Annotated in this window: 18 protein-coding genes and 1 riboswitch; of the genes, 6 read left to right on the top strand and 12 right to left on the bottom strand. The window is 69.4% G+C overall.

Annotated elements, in window-relative coordinates:
* Window positions 1–57: 57 nt before the first annotated feature.
* Window positions 58–198, top strand: coding sequence for a hypothetical protein (locus ACFV6H_RS20045; RefSeq protein WP_385543755.1), 141 nt, complete (start codon window positions 58–60; stop codon window positions 196–198).
* Window positions 199–312: 114 nt separating this feature from the next.
* Here ACFV6H_RS20045 and ACFV6H_RS20040 read toward each other — a convergent pair whose 3' ends face one another.
* From ACFV6H_RS20040 to ACFV6H_RS20025, 4 genes are all read right to left on the bottom strand, one after another.
* Window positions 313–621: an SCO5918 family protein gene (locus ACFV6H_RS20040; RefSeq protein WP_384978962.1), complete on the bottom strand. Its 309-nt coding sequence runs from the start codon at window positions 619–621 to the stop codon at window positions 313–315.
* 108 nt (window positions 622–729) lie between these two features.
* Entirely contained in the window at window positions 730–2325 is a 1596-nt protein-coding gene (locus ACFV6H_RS20035; RefSeq protein ID WP_385543752.1) for a DEAD/DEAH box helicase, read from the bottom strand.
* A gap of 344 nt (window positions 2326–2669) precedes the next feature.
* Window positions 2670–2873 carry a cold-shock protein gene (locus ACFV6H_RS20030; RefSeq protein WP_384794012.1) on the bottom strand — a complete coding sequence of 68 codons (204 nt, stop codon included), beginning with the start codon at window positions 2871–2873 and terminating at the stop codon, window positions 2670–2672.
* Window positions 2874–3254: 381 nt separating this feature from the next.
* Entirely contained in the window at window positions 3255–3554 is a 300-nt protein-coding gene (locus ACFV6H_RS20025) for a hypothetical protein (protein ID WP_385543749.1), read from the bottom strand.
* A gap of 417 nt (window positions 3555–3971) precedes the next feature.
* Between ACFV6H_RS20025 and ACFV6H_RS20020 the strand changes: the two genes are divergently transcribed.
* Both ACFV6H_RS20020 and ACFV6H_RS20015 read left to right on the top strand, forming a co-directional pair.
* The gene (locus ACFV6H_RS20020) at window positions 3972–4205 is read left to right on the top strand and encodes a hypothetical protein (protein WP_385543746.1); all 234 of its coding nucleotides are present in this window, start codon (window positions 3972–3974) and stop codon (window positions 4203–4205) included.
* Window positions 4202–4744: a pentapeptide repeat-containing protein gene (locus tag ACFV6H_RS20015; protein ID WP_385543743.1), complete on the top strand. Its 543-nt coding sequence runs from the start codon at window positions 4202–4204 to the stop codon at window positions 4742–4744. The genes ACFV6H_RS20020 and ACFV6H_RS20015 overlap by 4 nt, the downstream gene beginning before the upstream one ends.
* A 17-nt stretch (window positions 4745–4761) precedes the next feature.
* Here ACFV6H_RS20015 and ACFV6H_RS20010 read toward each other — a convergent pair whose 3' ends face one another.
* Window positions 4762–5298: a hypothetical protein gene (locus tag ACFV6H_RS20010; protein WP_385543740.1), complete on the bottom strand. Its 537-nt coding sequence runs from the start codon at window positions 5296–5298 to the stop codon at window positions 4762–4764.
* Between the two features lie 82 nt (window positions 5299–5380).
* Here ACFV6H_RS20010 and ACFV6H_RS20005 point away from each other — a divergent pair, with 82 nt between their 5' ends.
* Window positions 5381–5923, top strand: a complete 543-nt coding sequence (locus tag ACFV6H_RS20005) for a precorrin-3B C(17)-methyltransferase (protein WP_385543737.1) — start codon at window positions 5381–5383, stop codon at window positions 5921–5923.
* Window positions 5924–5949: 26 nt separating this feature from the next.
* On the opposite strand, the gene ACFV6H_RS20000 is transcribed toward ACFV6H_RS20005, so the two are convergent.
* The 5 genes from ACFV6H_RS20000 to ACFV6H_RS19980 form a co-directional block, all read right to left on the bottom strand.
* Window positions 5950–7401, bottom strand: coding sequence for an NtaA/DmoA family FMN-dependent monooxygenase (locus ACFV6H_RS20000; protein WP_385543734.1), 1452 nt, complete (start codon window positions 7399–7401; stop codon window positions 5950–5952).
* Between the two features lie 21 nt (window positions 7402–7422).
* Entirely contained in the window at window positions 7423–8694 is a 1272-nt protein-coding gene (locus ACFV6H_RS19995) for an LLM class flavin-dependent oxidoreductase (protein WP_385543731.1), read from the bottom strand.
* A 173-nt stretch (window positions 8695–8867) separates the two neighbouring features.
* Complete coding sequence (locus ACFV6H_RS19990; protein ID WP_385543728.1) at window positions 8868–8975, bottom strand: putative leader peptide; 108 nt, start codon at window positions 8973–8975, stop codon at window positions 8868–8870.
* A gap of 32 nt (window positions 8976–9007) precedes the next feature.
* Complete coding sequence (locus ACFV6H_RS19985) at window positions 9008–9847, bottom strand: glutathione S-transferase C-terminal domain-containing protein (protein ID WP_385543725.1); 840 nt, start codon at window positions 9845–9847, stop codon at window positions 9008–9010.
* A gap of 161 nt (window positions 9848–10008) precedes the next feature.
* The gene (locus ACFV6H_RS19980) at window positions 10009–10146 is read right to left on the bottom strand and encodes a hypothetical protein (RefSeq protein ID WP_385543722.1); all 138 of its coding nucleotides are present in this window, start codon (window positions 10144–10146) and stop codon (window positions 10009–10011) included.
* Window positions 10147–10189: 43 nt separating this feature from the next.
* A riboswitch (SAM riboswitch) is annotated at window positions 10190–10336 on the bottom strand.
* A gap of 290 nt (window positions 10337–10626) precedes the next feature.
* Here ACFV6H_RS19980 and ACFV6H_RS19975 point away from each other — a divergent pair.
* Window positions 10627–12348, top strand: coding sequence for a fibronectin type III domain-containing protein (locus tag ACFV6H_RS19975; RefSeq protein WP_385543719.1), 1722 nt, complete (start codon window positions 10627–10629; stop codon window positions 12346–12348).
* Between the two features lie 179 nt (window positions 12349–12527).
* On the opposite strand, the gene ACFV6H_RS19970 is transcribed toward ACFV6H_RS19975, so the two are convergent.
* Window positions 12528–14642 (bottom strand): FG-GAP repeat domain-containing protein, encoded by a 2115-nt coding sequence (locus ACFV6H_RS19970; protein ID WP_385543716.1) that lies wholly within the window; start codon window positions 14640–14642, stop codon window positions 12528–12530.
* Entirely contained in the window at window positions 14643–15719 is a 1077-nt protein-coding gene (locus ACFV6H_RS19965) for a hypothetical protein (protein ID WP_385543713.1), read from the bottom strand.
* A gap of 185 nt (window positions 15720–15904) precedes the next feature.
* Here ACFV6H_RS19965 and ACFV6H_RS19960 point away from each other — a divergent pair, with 185 nt between their 5' ends.
* Window positions 15905–18238: an esterase-like activity of phytase family protein gene (locus ACFV6H_RS19960; protein ID WP_385543710.1), complete on the top strand. Its 2334-nt coding sequence runs from the start codon at window positions 15905–15907 to the stop codon at window positions 18236–18238.
* The last annotated feature ends 90 nt before the right edge of the window (window positions 18239–18328 follow it).

The raw sequence follows: 18328 nt of genomic DNA, 5'->3' as shown, positions 1-18328 counted from the left end.
GCCGAGCAAGGCAGCATCGAGCAGGCGTGCACCACCTGGGGCCGGGCGATCGACACCATGGCGGGGGTAAAGTCCGCCCGCACCCTCAAGGCCGTCCGCTCCCTGCGCTCGGACCTGCGCCCGTACCGGGCTCGTGGCGTGCAGGCAGCGGCCGAGCTCGACGAGCGAGCCCGCGTCTTCCTCGCCCACCACCGCTAATCCCCGTACGCGGTGGCGCCGACTCCTCCCCGCTACGCGACTCTGGACTGACGCCCGTACCGCGCAAGGGCCGTACCGTACGCGGGTCGTGCCGTACGAGGGCCGGGCCGTTGGTCAGGCAGGCTGGGTGCCGAGCATCTCGGATGCTTTCTGGAGCGAGGTGAGTGCGGGCGCGGGCGCGGCGGCCTCGGGAACACCGCGGCAGGTGAAGCCGAGGAGAGTCATGGCCCGGACGACCTCACCCGCGCTGAAGTCACGGCGGTCCTGACGGGTGATGACCTGGCCCACCTGCTTGACGGGGTACTGGCGGCGGCCGATGATCACGGACTCGCCCACGACCGGCTCGGGCTTGACGGCCTTCATCGACTCCAGCACGTCGTTCTTGGTCAGGTCGAACGGGAATCGGGCGATGACGCAGCGCATGATGCCTCACAGAGGGAAGAAGGGAACGTCCGGGTCGGCTTGGCCGGCTTCCTGAACACGCGTGTTCCGGGCCGCCTTCCGGGCAGCCGCGTCGAAGGTGGACCGATTCTAGGCTGTCGCGCCGAAGCCGGACCGACGCGCGGGCGTGCGTCCGCGCGCGGAACCGGTGCGGCGGCGGCCTCGGGAGCCCGTGGCGCCTCGGGCTCCCGAGGTGCCTCGCTTGGGGCGGTCGGCCACCGGGGCGGTGATGACGACCGCGACGCCCGACGGGGTCCGGGCGCCGGTGATACGGCTCAGGGCCTCTTCGCCCGAGCGCACCTGGGTGATCTCCGGGCGGATCCCGGCGTCCGCCATGAGACGGACCATGTCGCGGCGCTGGTTCGGAGTGACCAGGGTGACGACGCTGCCGGACTCGCCGGCCCGGGCGGTACGGCCGCCGCGGTGGAGGTAGTCCTTGTGGTCGGTGGGCGGGTCCACATTGACGACGAGTTCGAGGTTGTCGATGTGGATACCGCGCGCCGCGACATTGGTGGCCACCAGCACGGTCACATGCCCGGTCTTGAACTGCGCCAGAGTGCGGGTGCGCTGCGGCTGGGACTTGCCGCCGTGCAGGGCGGCTGCCCGTACACCGCTGCTCAGCAGGTGCTCGGTCAGCCGGTCGACGGCGTGCTTGGTGTCGAGGAACATGATCACCCGGCCGTCACGGGCGGCGATCTCGGTCGTCGTCCGTTGTTTGTCGGCGCCGTGGACGTGGAGTACGTGGTGTTCCATCGTGGTGACCGCGCCCGCGGACGGATCGACGGAGTGGACCACCGGATCGGTCAGATAGCGGCGCACCAGCAGGTCGACATTGCGGTCCAGAGTGGCGGAGAACAGCATCCGCTGCCCTTCGGGACGGACCTGGTCGAGCAGCGCGGTCACCTGGGGCATGAAGCCCATGTCGGCCATCTGGTCGGCCTCGTCGAGGACCGTGATGGCGACCTGGTCCAGCCGGCAGTCGCCGCGGTCGATGAGGTCCTTGAGCCGGCCCGGAGTCGCGACGACGACCTCGGCCGCGGCGCGCAGCGCGCCGGCCTGTCTGCCGATCGGCATCCCGCCCACCACCGTGGCCAGCCGGAGTTTCACCGCGCGGGCGTACGGCGCGAGGGCGTCGGTGACCTGCTGCGCCAGCTCGCGCGTCGGTACGAGGACCAGCGCCAGGGGCTGACGCGGCTCGGCGCGCCGTCCGGCCGTACGGGCCAGCAGCGCGAGACCGAAGGCGAGCGTCTTGCCGGAGCCGGTCCGCCCGCGCCCGAGGGCATCCCGTCCGGCGAGGGTGTTCGGCAGGGTCGCGCCCTGGATCGGGAACGGTACGGTCACGCCTTCGGCGCTCAGCGCGGCCAGCAGCGGTGCGGGCATGTCGAGTTCGGCGAACGCCTCGACGGCGGGCAGCGCGGGAGTGACGGTCACGGGAAGCGCGAACTCGCCCTGCAAGGCGGCAGGTCGGCGGCCGGAGCCGCCCGAACGGCCGGAACCTCCGGAACGGCTGGAGCCACCGCCCGTACGGCCGGAGCCGCCGCCCGTACGACTGGGGGCACCGGAACGGCTCGGCGCGCCGAAGCGGCCACGGCCATTTCCGGCGCCATTTCCGGCGCCGGAACCGCCTTTACGGGTACGGGTGAAGCGGTCGTTCGTGAAGCGGTCGTTCGTGCGTGTGCGGTTCATACGGAACCTTCCTCGATGCGGCACGTATCAAGGAATTCCCGGAGCGATGAGCGGCACGGAGAATCGCAAGAATGAGCCGAATGAAATGAGAAACAGAAATCGAATCCGGCCGACAGGCAGATGCTCGCAAGTCGGTTGCGGTGGCTCTGACGGACTTGTATCCGGAGCGTGGGGCGGGGCGGAATATCAGCCCGGAAAGGGAAGCCGTCCGAATGTCCGAATCCTCGCCGGGAAAGAATTCCCGGCACGGCGGAGCGGCTCCACCTCGAAATGCACGTAGATGCACGCAGCTGGGGCCCGCACCCCCAAGGATGCGGGCCCCAGCTACGAAGTACGCGTCAGCGTCAGGCGAGAACGATGTTCTCGGCCGTCGGGCCCTTCTGGCCCTGCGCGATGTCGAAGGTCACCTTCTGGCCCTCAAGCAGCTCGCGGAAGCCCTGGGCGGCGATGTTCGAGTAGTGGGCGAACACGTCAGGCCCGCCGTCCTCCTGCTCGATGAAGCCGAAACCCTTTTCCGCGTTGAACCACTTCACGGTACCAGCGGCCATGTTGAATCTCCTTTGGGGCAGTTCGCCGAAACCCGCACCGTGCGGACTCCGCGTCGCCGCGATGATCGCCCCACCCGGACCATGGCCGGAAATACAAAAGCGCTCCCACCGGCACGGATGCCAGGTGAGGGCACTTGAAGTTTTGGGAACCACAACTGCAACTGGCACCGACAGTAGCACGACGGGACCGGCGCCGCGTGGACAATTGTTTCGGTCCACCTGTTGTGTGAGATACCCTCACCGCGCCCAGCGCTGATTTCTCATCTCACGATCACAGATAAGTGACTTCGGTCACCCAAGCGGCCAGCCGGCCGGGAGCCGGGAAGCCGATCAGTTCTCGCCGGGGCCCGGACGGTCTGCTCGGAGGGCTGCCTGGTCGACTCAGCCGAGGAGCTCGCGGACCGCCGCGGCGAAATTGATCACCGCGGGCACGGCGAAGATGCTTCCCGTAACGATCCACAGACACCCAAAGGCCCGATGGCCACGGCTCGGCGGCGATGGCGGGACCAGCCTGTCGGCGACTCTTACCGTCTCCTTCGGAGCGAGGAGGCCGCGGCCGGTACGGCGCTGCCTCAGGCCCAACCAGATGAAGACGACCGCGGCCATCGTTGTGAAGGCCGCCAGTTTGAGGTGCTCACCCAGCGAGTCCGCGACGGCGAGCGTCACGGCCATGTACGACATCAAGATCTATCCCCCAGGATCACGGTGTTCGGATCTCCTCACAGGGCTTCGCCCATGTCAAGCGCGTTTGATACCGCCGCTCCCAGCCGCCACACACCTCGATTCGATCAACTGTGGCTGACCGTCCGGTCCGGCACGGATCTGCCACGCACGCGCGCGGACGGAACCGGTTTCTCCGGAGTCGCGTCCAACGCGCCAGGGGGTGTGGTGTGACACGTCAGAGCAGGGCCCGTCGCCGCTGTGTGACGGCTGTTTCGGTCCGCGCGCGGATCGCCGCGGTGGCGGCCACGTTCTTGGTGGCCGCCGGTTGCGGCACGCTGAACGATCCGGTCGAGGAACGCTGGGAGTCCAGAACTGAGTTTCCAAGTTGTGGCGAGGTGAGCCTCGATCAGGGTGAGGAGATGCAGAAGGTAGGCGGTGCGGGAAATCACCTGCCTCCAGCGAGCCCTCACGAGCGGCGAGAGCGCGGAACTGAAGGTGATCTATCCCACGGAGGAGGGTGACCCGATCCGCGAGTACTACCGCTTGACGCCGCAAGGCAGGCTTGAGGTGTACACCGACAGCACGGACGACCGCTACTCGGACCGGAAGTGGTCGTTCGGTGAGTGCTACACACCGGAATGGTTGGCTGAGATCTCCTGCGATCGATGAGCACGGCGGTAAGCACTTCCGTGGGGACCGGCTCGGACCTGTGTGATCGGCCGGCGGGCGGCGAACCGTCGGAAATCCGGGCGACGGACACCGGCCCGGCTGACACGCTGGCGCACATGACCGCGAGACAATGGCTTGCCGCGCTTCACAGCCAAGCGGCTGTGAACGGCGAAGACTTCACCGGCCAGGACCTTGCTTCCGCTCGTACGGCGCGGCTGCGGTTCACGCGCTGCTCGTTCATCGGGGCCGATCTGCGCCACGCCACCCTGGACGGGTGCTGGTTCAAGTTCTGCGACCTCAGCGGCGCAGACCTGCGCGGGGCTTCACTCCGCGAGGTCAGCCTGGCCGGATGCGATCTACGGGGTGCTGACCTGCGCGACACCGATCTGACCTACGCCAGGCTCGGAAGCGTGAGCACCGGCATGCCCACGCTCGGGCTGACCGACGTCACCGGTGCCCGGTTTGAGGGAGCGTCCCTGCGCGGTGTTCAAGTGGAAGGCGTCATCGGGTGGCCACCCGGCCATGGCGGGAACGAGTAACCCCGGTTGCCGCCCGGTCATGGCCGTTCAAGTTCGGGAAGGGACAGGAAGCCCGTGATTGCGTGCACGATCCGTTCCTCGTACCCGTACCGTTCCTCGTGATCTTCCTCTCGGTCGGGCTTCGCGTGTGGTCCGACCAGGTTGGCCGCTGTGAAGGCGGGCAACAGCAAGTTGGGTTCCTCGCCCACTCCGTAGGACAGCGACTCGAAGCTGAAGCCGGTGCGCAGGCGGCCGTCACGGTGGTACTCGAACGAAGGGCCGTGACCTTTCGCGCTGCACGGTTCGGTGACGAACACGACGAGTTCGCCGCCGGGCGGGCACACCTTCCGGTAGTCGGTGCGCTCGTAGTCGCCTTCGTCCCAGCTGAGCATGTCGTGCATCAGCAGGCCCCAGCCGGCGCCCTTGCCGTACGCAAGCGGCCGACGGTGCAGGCCGAGGAGTCCTCGCGTGAGCGCGTCCAGAGACATGCCCCGGAAGAAGACGACATTGGTCTCCTCGTCGTGCGGGAGTTGGCCATGTATCCAGCCGAGCGGGCCGTGTATCCAGTGCTTCATACCGGGCACCGTAGAGGACCGCACTGACACCGCTTCAGGTTCTTCAAGGGTGCGGAGACCATGAACCTGCCATGCTCGGGCCATGCCATTGACGCGCCCCCGGCTCATAGCCGCCCTGCCTCTTGTCCTGCTTGCCGTCATGGCTTCAGGGTGCGCCGATCCGGCGGCCGATCCGCGCGGGGCCGATCCCCGCGGGGCCGAACCCAAGGGCTACTGCCCGCTTCCCGAGGAGCAGCAGGCGACACCGTCGCCGTGCATCACGTTCGACTGGAACCAGCGTCTGGCGGAGAACCACGCCTACCGCAGTCCGATGCCGATCACCACCGAGCAGAAGCGGCAGGCCGCACCACGGGCGAAGGCGCTGGCCGCGGCCCTGAGGAAGCTCGCGGGCACCGGGACCACGGAAGCCGGTCTGCGCGCCGCAGCCGGCGATGCCCTGGGCCTGCGGCCGGAAGAGACCGAGATCCAGGGACACCGCTTCGACCCACTGCGCGATGTGCTGGTTGGCGGTGGCGAAGGCCGGGTGTGTGTCAACGGCAGAGTCGGCAGCACCGGCCAGGCCGAGGCGGAGGTCGTCGGCCGCACCGCCGACGGCACCTGCCTGCCGGGCCTGGGCGGGCACTGACAGCTGAGACCGGCAGGAGAGGCGCTTTACGACGCCACACGCTCGGCCGGCGGATCGGCGTCCGGATGGGCGAGGCCGAGGTGGTGCCGCAGGGTGGTGCCCTCGTACTCCGTGCGGAACACGCCGCGCTCCTGGAGCAGCGGGACCACGGTGTCGGCGAAGACATCCAGCCCGCCCGGCGTGATGTGCGGGACGAGGATGAATCCGTCACTGGCGTCGGCCTGCACGAAGGAGTTGATGGTCTCGGCGACCGTGGCCGGGGAGCCGACGAAGGACTGGCGGTTGCCGGTCTCGATGACCAGGTCCCGGATCGACCACTTGTTGGCGGCGGCGAGTTCCCGCCACTCCCGCGCGGTGGCCAGCGGGTCCCGGTACATCCGCACCTGCGCGCGACCGCGGGCGATGGTGTGCTCGCCGAGGTCCGGGTCGATGTCGGGAAGCGGGCCCTCCGGATCGTACGCGGACAGATCGCGGTTCCAGACGAACTCCAGGTGCTTGATCGCGGTGGCCCCGCTGACCTGCTGACGGCGCACTTCGCGGGCCAGCTCCTCCGCCTCGGCGTCCGTGTCGCCGAGCACGAAGGTCGCGGCGGGCAGGATCAGCAGCTGGTCGTGGGTGCGGCCGTGGCGGGCGAGGCGGCCCTTGACGTCCGTGTAGAACGCCTGCCCTTCCTTGAGGGTGCTGTAACGGCTGAAGATCGCGTCCGCGCTCGACGCCGCGAACTCGCGTCCTTCCTCGGAGTCGCCGGCCTGGAAGATGACCGGGCGGCCCTGCGGGCTGCGCGGGACGTTGAACTGTCCCGCGATGTCGAAGTGTTGCCCCTTGTGTACGAAGGCTCCCGCCCGCGCGTCCCGCAGGAAGGTGCCGGACACCTTGTCGGCGGCTATCTCGTCGCCCTGCCAGGAGTCGAACAGCTCGGTGGCGGTGGCCAGGAACTCCTTCGCCCGCGAGTAGCGCTCGTTCTGCGGCAGGAAGCCGCCGCGGCGGAAGTTCTCGCCGGTGAAGGCGTCCCACGAGGTGACGACGTTCCAGGCGGCGCGGCCGTTCGACAGATGGTCGAGGCTGGCGAACTGGCGGGCCACCTCGTACGGCTCGTTGAAGGTCGAGTTGATCGTGCCGGTCAGGCCGAGGCGTTCGGTGACGGCGGCGAGTGCGGTCAGGACGGTAAAGGTGTCGGGCCGCCCGACGACGTCCAAGTCGTAGATCCGGCCGCCCTGTTCCCGTAGCCGCAGGCCCTCGGCAAGAAAGAGGAAGTCGAACTTGGCGCGCTCGGCGGTCTGCGCGAAGTGTACGAACGAGCTGAACTCGACGTGGCTGCCCGCCTCCGGGTCGCTCCATACGGTGGTGTTGTTGACGCCGGGGAAGTGCGCGGCGAGGTGGATCTGCTTCAGTGGCGCGGCGTTCCGTGGCGCGGCGGACTTCGGTGCCGTTGTGTTGTGTGGCGTGGCGGGCTTCGGTGGCGTGGCGGACGTGCTCATCTCTCGTACGGTCCTTCCGGCTCAGGCGGCGGCGTAGCGGTTGGCAGGGCGGGGCAGTCCGAGCAGTCCGCGCAGGGTGTTCGCCTCGTACGCGGTACGGAAGGCGCCACGGCGCTGGAGTTCGGGCACCAGGTGGCGGGTGATCTGCTCCAGGTCGTACGGAAGGGCGGCCGGCCGCAGCCGGAAGCCGGTCAGTCCGGCGTCCCGCAATTCCTCCAGCAGGTCTGCGAGTTGCGCGGGCGATCCGGTGAAGACGCGGGCGTCGCTGCTGTACTCGGCGCCGGCACGCTCGTCCAGACGAGCCTTGCGGTCCGCGGCGGCACCGGGGTCGCCGTCGAGGAAGACCACCAGGTCGCCGAAGACATGCACGGTCTCGTCGGCGCGCCCGGCGGAGGCCTGCGCCGCGCGGATCTCGGCCAGGACGGCCCGTGCGTCATCGGCGCCGCTCGGAGTGACGAATCCGATGTCGGCCGAGCGGGCGACCAGTTCGTACGGGACGGTCGCGTGCGCCAGCGCGGCGACGAGCGGCTGTCCCTGAGGCGGGCGCGGCGTGATCGAGGGGCCCTTCACGTTGAAGTGCACACCCTCGAAGTCGATGTAGTGCAGCTTGTCGCGGTCGATGAAGCGGCCGGTGGCGATATCGCGGATCTCCGCGTCGTCCTCCCAGCTGTCCCAGAGCCGGCGCAGCACCTCGACGTAGTCGGCGGCCTCGTCGAACAGCTCCTTCACCCATGGCTGTCCCGCTGCCGAGCGTCCTGCTGTTGGCTGTCCCGCCGCTGGCTGTGCCGCCGCTGTTGGCTGTCCCGCTGCCGTGGCCAGGTCCTCGATCCGCAGGCCCGGCACCGTACGGCGGCCGAAGTGCGTGGCCTCGTCGGCGCGTACGGACACTCTGACCTGGACTCCGGCCCGTCCGGTGCTCACGTGGTCGAGGGTGGCGATCGCCTTCGAGAGGTGGAAGGGCTCGGTGTGGGTGACCACGGCGGTCGGGATCACCCCGATGTTCCGGGTCGACGGCGCCACCCGGGCGGCGATCAGTACCGCGTCCAGCCGGCCCCGTACCTGATCGGTGCGCTCGTCCGGCTCCACGTGCAGGGAGCTCTGGAGGCTCAGCGAGTCGTCAATGGTCACGAAGTCCAGCAGGCCTCGCTCGGCCTCGGTGACCAAGTCGGTCCAGTACCGCGCGGTGAACAGTTCGTCGGGCCGGGCGTCCGGCTCCCGCCAGGCCGCGGGATGCCAGCCGGCGCCGTCGAGGGCGACGGCCAGATGGAGGGCTGCGTGTGACGTTCGGGTCATGGGCGTACCACTTCCTGTGAGCATGCCGAAAGACGTCCGCGCCCGTGCTCGGTCGGGGTGGAGGCTCGGCGAGAGGAGGGAGGGAAGGGGGAGAGAAGCGCGAAAGGAGAGCCAGGCGTGGGGCCAGGCGTAGGGCCGGTGCGCGAAATGCCTGAGCGCTGCCTGAGCGATGCCTAAGCGGCGGAGCGTCGCGCGGCGACGGACTCGTACGCCGGACACAGGGCGGCGGCGACGCGCTGGAGATCGATGTGCCGCCGCGAGTACATGGCGATGGTGACCATGGGCCGGTCACCTCCATCCCGATCGGCTCGCGCTAACAAGCCAGGGCCTGACGCCGGCACTCATGACCTGCCGGCACCGTGACGCGGCTCTGATCCGCGGCACGATCCTTGTCCTTCACGGGTGAACACAGATCCTCACCGCTGTGTTCCCGCGGAATTTTATGGAAGGCCGGATGGGCACCCAGCCGCCGTACGTACGACCAGAGGCGGTCGCCGGCGGCGGCGCGCCGCAGGGCGTCGGCGTCCAGGTGGACGAGTGCGACCCACAGATCCACGTCCGCGGCCGTGAGCGTCTCGCCCAACGCGTAGGGATGCGAGGCCAGTTGACGTTCCAGGAGGTCCAGCGCCGGGTTCTGGGCGGGGTTCGGGACGAGATCCTCACCGAGGTCCGCACCGAGGAGTTCGCGGACGGCGTCGATGTCGGCGGCCAGGGCGGCGGGCCGCAGGCGGGGCAGATCGGCGTTGTCCTGGTCGGTGAAGCGGAGGGCGAGGTCGTCGAGGATGTCGGGCGTGTGGTTGTTCACGATCCGTCCGCTCCACAGATCGCAGAGCGCGGGCACGGTCGGCGGACCGTCGTAGTGGTGCCGGGTGGTCTCGTAGGCCGTACGCAGCGCCGCGAGCGCGTCGCGGGCGCCGGCCGACGAGGGCAGGAGCGTGGTGCCGACCGAGTTTTCGAGTCCGAGCAGGCCGAGAGTGATCGAGATGCGCAGTGAGCGCGGACAGCCCGGCGAGAGATACAGATGGTAGCGGTGCGGCGCCGGGTAGTAGCCACCGCCCGGACCGGCGCCGATACGGTCGCGGAAGGACGCCTGCGTAACGGTCTTGGGCATGGCATCGGACATGATCTCGGACAGGGCAAAGGTCTCGGACATGGCTCTCTCCATGGGTGCGGTGGAGCCCCGGTGGCTTCTTCGGCGCCGGTGGCCGTACGGGAGGAGAGTCCGGCGGCGCGCGGCAGCGCACAACGCCCGGACCCGGGACTGCGATTGCGGACCGTTTCGGTTCGGCTCGGTTCGCCTCGGACCGGTTCGGCTCAGGCGGCCGGAGCGCAGCCGTTGCGGAGCCGCAGCAGATCGATATGGCGGCGCCTGGTCAGCAGGCGCGGACGCGGCAGCGGCGTCTGCCGGAGGGTCCGGCAGACGCTCTTGCTCTTCCGCGATGTCCTGGCCATCTCCGCCGGTCCCGTCCCGTTCATCGGGCCTCGCGAGACAACGAGACCGCACTTGCCCCACCGCCCGGGCGGGACCTGGTCGTCACCCGGGGCACCCCGTCGCAGTGGAAGGGTTGCCTGCCAGCGGGCCGGGGCCGATGACCCACCTGAGCAGGAACTCCCGCGCGGGCGAGCGCTGACAATCGTGACCGTCGCCCAACAGTCTGAGCGCGCTCCGGTGGACCGTCAAGAAGCCGGAACAAGCCGGAACAAGCCGAACCGAGGCAGTACGGCGAGATCCCGACAGGGCGGCCCGGCTGTCGGGCCGGCGTCGATATCTCTCCGCTCACGGCCCACCGTTCCGGCCCGGAACGGTCATGAGCGTCAGCGGCAAGCCCTGGCTCACAGACCGGCCTTACGCCCGTACAACCAAGTCCCTTCCTCACGAGTCGTGATCACGAGCGGCTTCCTACAGCCGCCGCGATTCGACCAGAGGACCGAATGAAACCAGCCAGCCGTACAACCGCCGTGGCCGCCACCGCCGTTGTGCTCGCCACCGCCGGCGGCCTGCTCACCGCGGCAGCCCCGGCCTTTGCCGCTGTCAGCTGTCCCTCGCCGGTCTACAAAAGGCAGTTCTTCGCGAACACGACCCTCTCCGGCACCCCGAAAAAGACGGACTGCGACAGTGTGATCGACGAGAACTGGGGCACCGGCGTCCCCGCATCCGGCCTGCCGAAGGACAACTTCGGAGTCCGCTGGTCCGTCACCCGTGACTTCGGTTCGGGCGGTCCCTTCACCCTGCCGGTCGCCGCACAGGACGGCATCCGTGTGTACCTCGACGGCACCCGCAAGATCGATCTCTGGAAGAACGTCTCCACGACCCAGAAGAAGACCGTCAACATCACCGTCCCGTCCGGGCAGCACACACTGCGCATCGACTTCGTCAACTGGACCGGGAAGGCGAACGTGAGCTTCGCCTACGCGCCCCGCACTTCCGCGGGTGTCGACAAGGTCAAGCCGCTCACGCCCACGGGCCCGTCGACGACGTACGACAAGAGCACAGGCAGGACCAGGACGAACTGGTCGAAGAACAAGGAGATGGACCTCGGCGGCTACCGCGTCTACCGCCGTCCGAAGGGCACCTCCTTCGGCACCAAGCCCCTGGCGACGACGGCCTCGACGTCATACACCGACAGCACCGTGCCCGCGACCGGCGAGACCTACTACTACGAGGTCCGCGCTTACGACAAGGCCGGCAACGAATCCACCGGCACCGTCGACCAGGCTGTCACCACCGTGGACCGGACCGCGCCCGCGGTACCCGCCGGGCTGACCGCCGCCGCCGAGACGGACGGGCTGCTGATCGGCTGGCGCGGGGTCACGGGAGCGGTCTCGTACCGCGTGTACCGGGCGGTGAAGGCGGACGGCGTGTTCGCCGAGGCCGGCACCACGAACCAGGTCTCGTACCAGGACACCTCGGCGGTCGACGGCGTCACCTATTACTACCGTGTCACCGCCCTCGACGGGGCGGGCAACGAGTCGGGGCGGTCCGCCGTCGTCAGCGGCAGGAGCAAAGACCTCACTCCGCCGCCCGCCGTCACCGGGCTGGCCGTCACCCCGACCGAGTACGGTTTCGATCTGGCGTGGGACGCGAATCCGGCCACCGACATCGCCAGGTACACCGTCCACCGGGGCGAAATCGTCGGCGACGAGGGCGAGGAACAACGTTGCTTCGGCGACCTGGTGGAGTACCTGTGGGCCGACACCACCTCGTACTCGTACACCGGCCTCCCCGACGGTGAGCGCGCCTGCTTCTACATCGACGCCGTCGACACCGCCGGGAACTCCTCCCTCAGATGGACCGGGACGGCCGAGGCCGTGGCCGCGACCGAACTCGACATGACGCCGAGTGTGCCGACGCCCGAAGGCTCGCCGCTGGACGTCACGGTGTACGCGGCGGAGGCCGACGAGGGGAACGAGGTGAGATGGACGGGTCTCGGCAAGTCCGCCCCGGAGGCCGCGGGCGGCTACCGCGTCTACCGCTGGAATGCCGCGAACGCCGCGTACGAGAAGATCGCCGAACTCGGCAGCGGTGCCTTCCAGTACTTCGACATCGGCGCGAAGCGAGGCACCACGTCCTACTACTGGGTGACGGCAGTGGCCGCGGACGGCACCGAATCCCTGCCGTCGGGCGATTGGGCGGTCACCGCACCGCTCCAGTGACCTGAACGACGCCGAGAGGGCTGGGAAGAGGCAGGCAATCTCCCAGCCGTCTCGCCACGTCGGTGCGAGGTCACCGACCGGGGACCAGGGCAACACAAAAGGGCGCCCGGGGCTTGATGAGAGGCCCCGGGCGCCCTTTTGCTCTGCGACCGCTCCGCGACCGCTCCGCGAGCCGGCGGTCAGGACAGCGACTTGTAGCCGCCCCAGCCCGTCGCGATCTTCGTACGGGCCCCGAACGAACCCTTCCCGTCACCGTAGTTGCGCCACAGGACGCCCGATGTGTCGCGGGAGACGAGGTCGGCCTTGCCGTCGCGGTTGATGTCGCCGACTCCGACGATGACGTTGTAGGAGCCGCCCCAGTTGGTGAAGAGCTTCACGCGGGGCGCGAAGGTGCCGTTGCCCTTACCGGTGTAGCGGTACAGGTTGTTGGCCTTGTCCTGGGCGATCAGGTCGCCGATGCCGTCGCCGTTGAGGTCGCCGACGCCGACGATCTTCTTGTAGGTCTTCCAGTTGTCGTAGAGCTTCACACGTGCGGACAGCTTGCCTGTGCTGGTGCCCTTGTAGAGGTACACCGCGCCGGTGGAGGCGGTGCGGGTGATCAGGTCGGGGCGTCCGTCACCGCTGATGTCGCCGGGCGAGGTGAGGATGTCGTACTGCGTCCAGCCGCTGGTCACGAGCGTCGTGTACGACGTCGACGGCTTGACCGCGCTGCCGCAGCCCGGCTTGTAGAGGCGCGCGGCCCCGCTGCTGAGGCGGACGAGGATGTCATTGCAGCGGTCGCCGCTGAGGTCGCCGAAAGGGACCGCCTTGACGGTGGTGGCCCAGCCCGTGCCGGTCGTCTTCTCGGAGAACTTGCCGCCTCCGGTGCCGAATTGGTAGCTCAGGGCGCCTGCGGAACTGAGGGTGAGGATGTCGCCGACGCCGTCCGGTCCGCCGTTGATGCTGTCGAAGTCATGGCGTACCGCCGCGCCGCCGTCCATCGTTCCCGAGCCGGTGGCCACGGTGGCTGCCGCGGTGGTGCCGAGGCCGGTCACCTTCAGGGTCCACTTGAAGGGGCCGTTGGGGAAGTAGCTCCCGTTCGTCGCCTTCCCGTCCCAGACCGCCGACAGCCATGCCGTGGTGGCGCCGCCGGTGACCGTACGGGTGGCCTTGCCGCTCCCGCCGCTCTCACCGCTCTCGACCGAGGTGAAGGCCAGGGACCAGGAGGTGACGGGACGGGACGGCAGCCAGAAGCCGTTCCATGTCTTGGCGTCGGTGTCCGACGACTTCGGCCAGAGGGCGTAGTCGGCCTGGGCCTCGTAGACGGTCGGAGCGGACGGAGTCACTCCGGTCGTGGCGACGTGCGTGCGCTCGTATGTGTCGAACCAGGCGACCAGGCCCGTGTACTCGTCCACCGTCCACCGGTAGCGGCGGTCGGCGGCCAGACCGGAGTCCGGGAGCCCGGAGGCGATCACACGGGTGGCGCCGGTGGTCGCGTCGGTCAGCACGAGTTGGTCCGTGGCGTGGTCGTGGCGTACGGCGAATCCGTCGCCGAGCAGGACGTCGCCGGGCCGGGTGGCGACCGACGTACCGGCCTTGGTGTCGTACACGCCCGCCGAGGCGGTCCCGCAGGACCAGTACACCCAGCGGCCCGCCGCCTGGAGCTCGGTCGGGACGCAGCCGGCGCCCGGGACCGTGACCGTGGAGAGGGTTTTCTTCTCGGTCAGGCTGTACGAGGTGAGCTTGCCGACGGTGGTGGTGGCGCTCCAGAGTGTGGGGCCGTTGAGGGCGGCGGCGCGGACCGAGCGCTTCAGCTGCTGCCCTTGGCCGAATTCGCCGACGTACTGCGTGGGCGTGGTGCCACCGGAGTTGTAGATGGCGTAGTCGTCGGAGACGTCGACGATGGCGCCGCCCTGGGTCCCGAACTCCAGCTCGACGACTCCGCCGCCGTCCCACACGGCCACCAGCCTGTCGTCGGGCGACTGGCCGCCGCCGTCGTCCGTCCAGAGGTACACGTCATGGGGCCGGGAGCCCTGGTTGCCCCACAGGCCCGAGCAGGCGGTGCCGGCGTACGGGCACGCGGCGTTGACCGAGGAGCCCGCCGTGGCGGCGGAGGCGGTCAGCGTGGTGCGGGCGTCCGTGGCCAGGGTCCGTACCGACGTGGTGTCGTTGCTGGTGCCGGCAGGATTGTCCTCCGCCACGCGCAGACTGCCACGGCTGAGCGCGAGGCCCGTCTTGACGTTCTCCGTCGCCGGGATCTCGTGCACCTTCGTCAGCTCCAGCGAGCCGTCCGCGGCCTGGCTGACGCGCTGCACTCACCAGTCGGTGGCGCCGGTGCCGCCGGTGACGAGGGCATCGTCGCCGGACGCGTGGATCGCGTAGTCGTCGGCGTCGGCGAGCAGGGTCCGCGACGAGCCGTCGGTGAGTGACTGGGCCGTGATCGCGGTGCCGGTGCGCGTCCGCGTGGGCAGCAGCAGCCAGTCGCCGATCAGGACCGGTTCGCCGTCGAGGCCGCCGCGGAGGCGCGGTGTGCCGATGATCTCGAACGGCGGGAGGTCGATGACCTGCTCCTCCGCGGCCTGGTCGGTACGGGACTTGAGGTGGAGGCGATCGGCGCTGGGGTCGTACCAGCCGAACCGGTCCTCGCTCTGTACGTAGAACGAGTTGGCCTCGACGTTGGTGAAGGCCTTGGTGCTGACGGCCGTGTCGACGTCGATGTAGAGCAGGTTGCCGCCGTCCCAGACCAGCACACCGGAGGAGTCGGCGGCTACGACTTCTTCGATCGTGAGGATCGACCGGTCGCCGGTCAGGAGTCGTTCGCGTCGCTTTCCGTCCACGGTGTCGATCAGGGAGCGGTCGGTGAGGATGGTGTCACCGGCGAGCGCGCGGTAGGAGTAGTTCGAGGTGATGGTCGACGTCTTGTGCGTCGCCGGGTTCCAGAGGGTGACGGACTTGCGGGTCAGGGCCGGCAGGGCCACCAGGTCGCTGTCCGAGCCGTACCAGGCCGTCCGGCAATGGGAGCCGAGGGACGCGCAGGGCGAGACGGGCGTGTAGACGCCGTCCGCGGTCTCGACAGTGACGGTGGTGCTGCCGTCGGTGCCGGCAGCCTCGTCTTCGTAGGCCGTCCACAGCAGTCCGGCGATCCCGCTCTGCCGGTGCAGGAAGCCGGTCGGCCCGGCGGCGAGCGGCCGGTCGGCGCGCGGAAGGTCCGAGTTCGGGTCGACGAGCGTGATCTCCGTGGTGCCGACGGCTGCCGCGGTACCGACGGCCGCCGTGGTGGCCGCCCGGGCGGAACCGACGCCGTCGGAGGAGACGCTGACGGCCGCGACGGCGACCACGAGTGAGGAGACGGCGGCGGCAAGACCGCCCCGTCCCAGGGCGTGTCTGCCCACGTGATGTCCCTCCCCGCGAGGGTCTCCGCCCTCGCACAAGTGAGCGGATATTACCCCGTTGGTCGGGAACCGGGCGGCGTCGGTGATCTCCGTCTGCTGTTCATCCGGATGCCGTTCCACGCTCGCTCGCAGGTGGCACGATCCTGCTTCGTCACTGTCGTGAAATGTCGTGCAACGGAGAAACGATGCACCCGAAGAGAACCTACGCCGCGCTCGTAGCCATAGCCGTCGCCGCAGGCATGCTGGCCGGCACGGGCGCGGCGAGCGCACATCAGGACTCGGCGCGCGGACACCACGAGCCGCGGCGGCCGGTCGCCTTCGACCGTACCGCCACGTACCCGGTCTTCCAGAACCGGCCGGCCGGCGAGGACGCGGCCTCGCCGACCGTCGCCGAGATCTCGGCGGTCAGCGAGGACGGCCGGACCCTGGTCTACACCGACGCGGCGGCCCGGCGGATCGGCTTCCTCGACATCAGCAAGCCCGACGCGCCGCGCGGGCTCGGAACGCTGTCGCTGACCGAGCTCGGCAACGCCGAGGACGAGCCGACCTCGGTGGCCGTGGTCGGCAAGTACGTCCTGGTGGTGGTGAACACCAGCGCCTCGTACACCGATCCGTCCGGCCGGCTCGACGTCATCTCGCTGCGCGACCGCAAGCGGGTGGCGAGTTACGACCTCGGCGGCCAGCCCGACTCCATCGCGATCAGCAAGGACAAGCGGTACGCCGCCGTCGCGATCGAGAACGAGCGCGACGAGGAGGCGACTCCGCCCGGAGGCGAGGAGGGCGACCTGCCCCAGCTTCCGGCCGGCTTCGTCCAGATCGTCGACCTCAAGGGTGATACGCCGAAGCAGTGGCGTACCCGGGCCGTGCCGCTGACCCGGACGGACGGCAAGGCGCTGCCCGCCCTGGTCGCCGCCGGGATCACCGAGCCGACCGATCCGGAGCCGGAGTACGTCTCCATCAACAGCCGCAACCAGCTCGTGGTGACTCTCCAGGAGAACAACGGCGTTGTTCTGCTGGACCTGCCGACGGGCAGGATCACCAAGGCCTTCAGCGCCGGTACGGCGTCGATCAGCGGCATCGACACGGTCGAGGACGGCACGATCGACCTGACCGGCTCGATCACCGACGTACCGCGCGAGCCCGACTCGGTCGGCTGGATCGACGACCGCTATCTGGCGACCGCCAACGAGGGCGACTGGCACGGCGGCACCCGGGGCTGGACCATCTTCGACAGCCGGACCGGCAAGGTCGTCTGGGACGCGGGCAACAGCTTCGAGTTGCTCGCCGTGCGCTACGGGCTGCACAACGAGGACCGGGCCGAGAACAAGGGCACCGAGCCGGAGGGCCTGGCGATCGCCGAGTACGACGGCGTGCGCTACGCCTTCGTCGGCTCGGAGCGGAGCAACTTCGTCGCCGTCTACGACCTGAGCCGCCCGACCGCTCCGGTCTTCCGCCAGGTGCTGGCCACCACCAACGGCCCGGAGGGACTGCTGCCGATCCCGTCACGCGACCTGCTCGCGGTCTCCAGCGAGGAGGACGACGCGTCGGTCAACGTACGGGCCTCGGTGAGCCTCTTCCGCCTGGGCCGCCTGGGCAAGGACGCTCCCGCGTTCCCGAGCCTCGTCTCGGCCGCGGACTCCACCGGCGCGCCGATCGGCTGGGGCGCGCTCGGCGCTCTCTCCGCCGTACCCGGCAAGCCGCACCAGCTCTACAGCGTCACCGACGCGGCGTACTCCACCACCAAGATCCTGACCATCGACGCGGCGCGGCAACCGGCGGTCATCACCCGGTCGTTGACCGTCAAGGATGCCGAGGGCCGGCCGGTCGGCTACGACGCGGAGGGCATCCACGCCCGGCCGCAGGGCGGCTTCTGGCTCGCGGTGGAGGGCGCGAAGGGTGCGGACAACAAGCTGGTCCGGCTCGACAGCGCCGGAAAGACCCAGCAGGTCGTCCCGCTGCCGGCGGACGTCGCCGCGGGCCTGGGCGGACAGGGCTTCGAGGGCGTCACCGCGACCACCGACCGCAGCGGTCGCGAGGTGGTCTGGGCCACGCTCCAGCGTGAGGTCAAGACCGACCCGGCCGGGATCGTCCGGCTCGGCCGGTACGACGTCGCGGCCGGCACCTGGAGCTGGTACGGCTACAAGATCGGCAGCACCACCACTCCGGGCGACTGGATCGGCCTCTCCGAGATCACCGTGGTCGGCGACAAGCTCGCCGTCATCGAGCGGGACAAGCTGAACGGCCCGTCCGCGAAGATCAAGCGGGTGTACACGGTCGACCTGCCGAAGTCCGCGGCGCCGTCGGGTCTGCTGCCCGTACTGCCGAAGAAGCTCGCCCACGACGTGCTGCCCGACCTGCGCGCGACGAAGGGCTGGACCCAGGAGAAGCTTGAGGGACTGACCGTGGCCGGCGACGGTGAGGTCTACGCCATCACCGACAACGACGGCCTGGACAACGCCACCGGCGAGACGGTCTTCCTGCACCTCGGCTCCAGCAAGAAGATCTTCGGACGCCACTGATCCACCGCGTCCACCGCGGCTCCACCGCGGCGCTTTTCGGCGCCGCCTCGGACAACGGAATCCCGAATCCCGAACGGCCGCCGGCGATCC

This window comes from Streptomyces sp. NPDC059743 (genome assembly GCF_042732975.1).
Lineage (GTDB): Bacteria > Actinomycetota > Actinomycetes > Streptomycetales > Streptomycetaceae > Streptomyces.
The sequence above is the reverse complement of the archived record's forward strand: the minus strand, read 5'-3'. Positions and strand labels throughout refer to the sequence as shown.

Bases quoted from the DNA above. Each gene is read 5' to 3' on its own strand.
- ACFV6H_RS19995 (WP_385543731.1), bottom strand. From the start codon at position 8,694: ATGACCCGAACGTCACACGCAGCCCTCCATCTGGCCGTCGCCCTCGAC.
- ACFV6H_RS20010 (WP_385543740.1), bottom strand. From the start codon at position 5,298: ATGAAGCACTGGATACACGGCCCGCTCGGCTGGATACATGGCCAACTC.
- ACFV6H_RS20025 (WP_385543749.1), bottom strand. From the start codon at position 3,554: ATGTCGTACATGGCCGTGACGCTCGCCGTCGCGGACTCGCTGGGTGAG.
- ACFV6H_RS19980 (WP_385543722.1), bottom strand. From the start codon at position 10,146: ATGGCCAGGACATCGCGGAAGAGCAAGAGCGTCTGCCGGACCCTCCGG.
- ACFV6H_RS19985 (WP_385543725.1), bottom strand. From the start codon at position 9,847: ATGTCCGAGACCTTTGCCCTGTCCGAGATCATGTCCGATGCCATGCCC.
- ACFV6H_RS20030 (WP_384794012.1), bottom strand. From the start codon at position 2,873: ATGGCCGCTGGTACCGTGAAGTGGTTCAACGCGGAAAAGGGTTTCGGC.
- ACFV6H_RS19990 (WP_385543728.1), bottom strand. From the start codon at position 8,975: ATGGTCACCATCGCCATGTACTCGCGGCGGCACATCGATCTCCAGCGC.
- ACFV6H_RS20015 (WP_385543743.1), top strand. From the start codon at position 4,202: ATGAGCACGGCGGTAAGCACTTCCGTGGGGACCGGCTCGGACCTGTGT.
- ACFV6H_RS20035 (WP_385543752.1), bottom strand. From the start codon at position 2,325: ATGAACCGCACACGCACGAACGACCGCTTCACGAACGACCGCTTCACC.
- ACFV6H_RS20005 (WP_385543737.1), top strand. From the start codon at position 5,381: ATGCCATTGACGCGCCCCCGGCTCATAGCCGCCCTGCCTCTTGTCCTG.
- ACFV6H_RS19975 (WP_385543719.1), top strand. From the start codon at position 10,627: ATGAAACCAGCCAGCCGTACAACCGCCGTGGCCGCCACCGCCGTTGTG.
- ACFV6H_RS20045 (WP_385543755.1), top strand. From the start codon at position 58: ATGGCGGGGGTAAAGTCCGCCCGCACCCTCAAGGCCGTCCGCTCCCTG.
- ACFV6H_RS19960 (WP_385543710.1), top strand. From the start codon at position 15,905: ATGCACCCGAAGAGAACCTACGCCGCGCTCGTAGCCATAGCCGTCGCC.
- ACFV6H_RS20040 (WP_384978962.1), bottom strand. From the start codon at position 621: ATGCGCTGCGTCATCGCCCGATTCCCGTTCGACCTGACCAAGAACGAC.
- ACFV6H_RS20000 (WP_385543734.1), bottom strand. From the start codon at position 7,401: ATGAGCACGTCCGCCACGCCACCGAAGCCCGCCACGCCACACAACACA.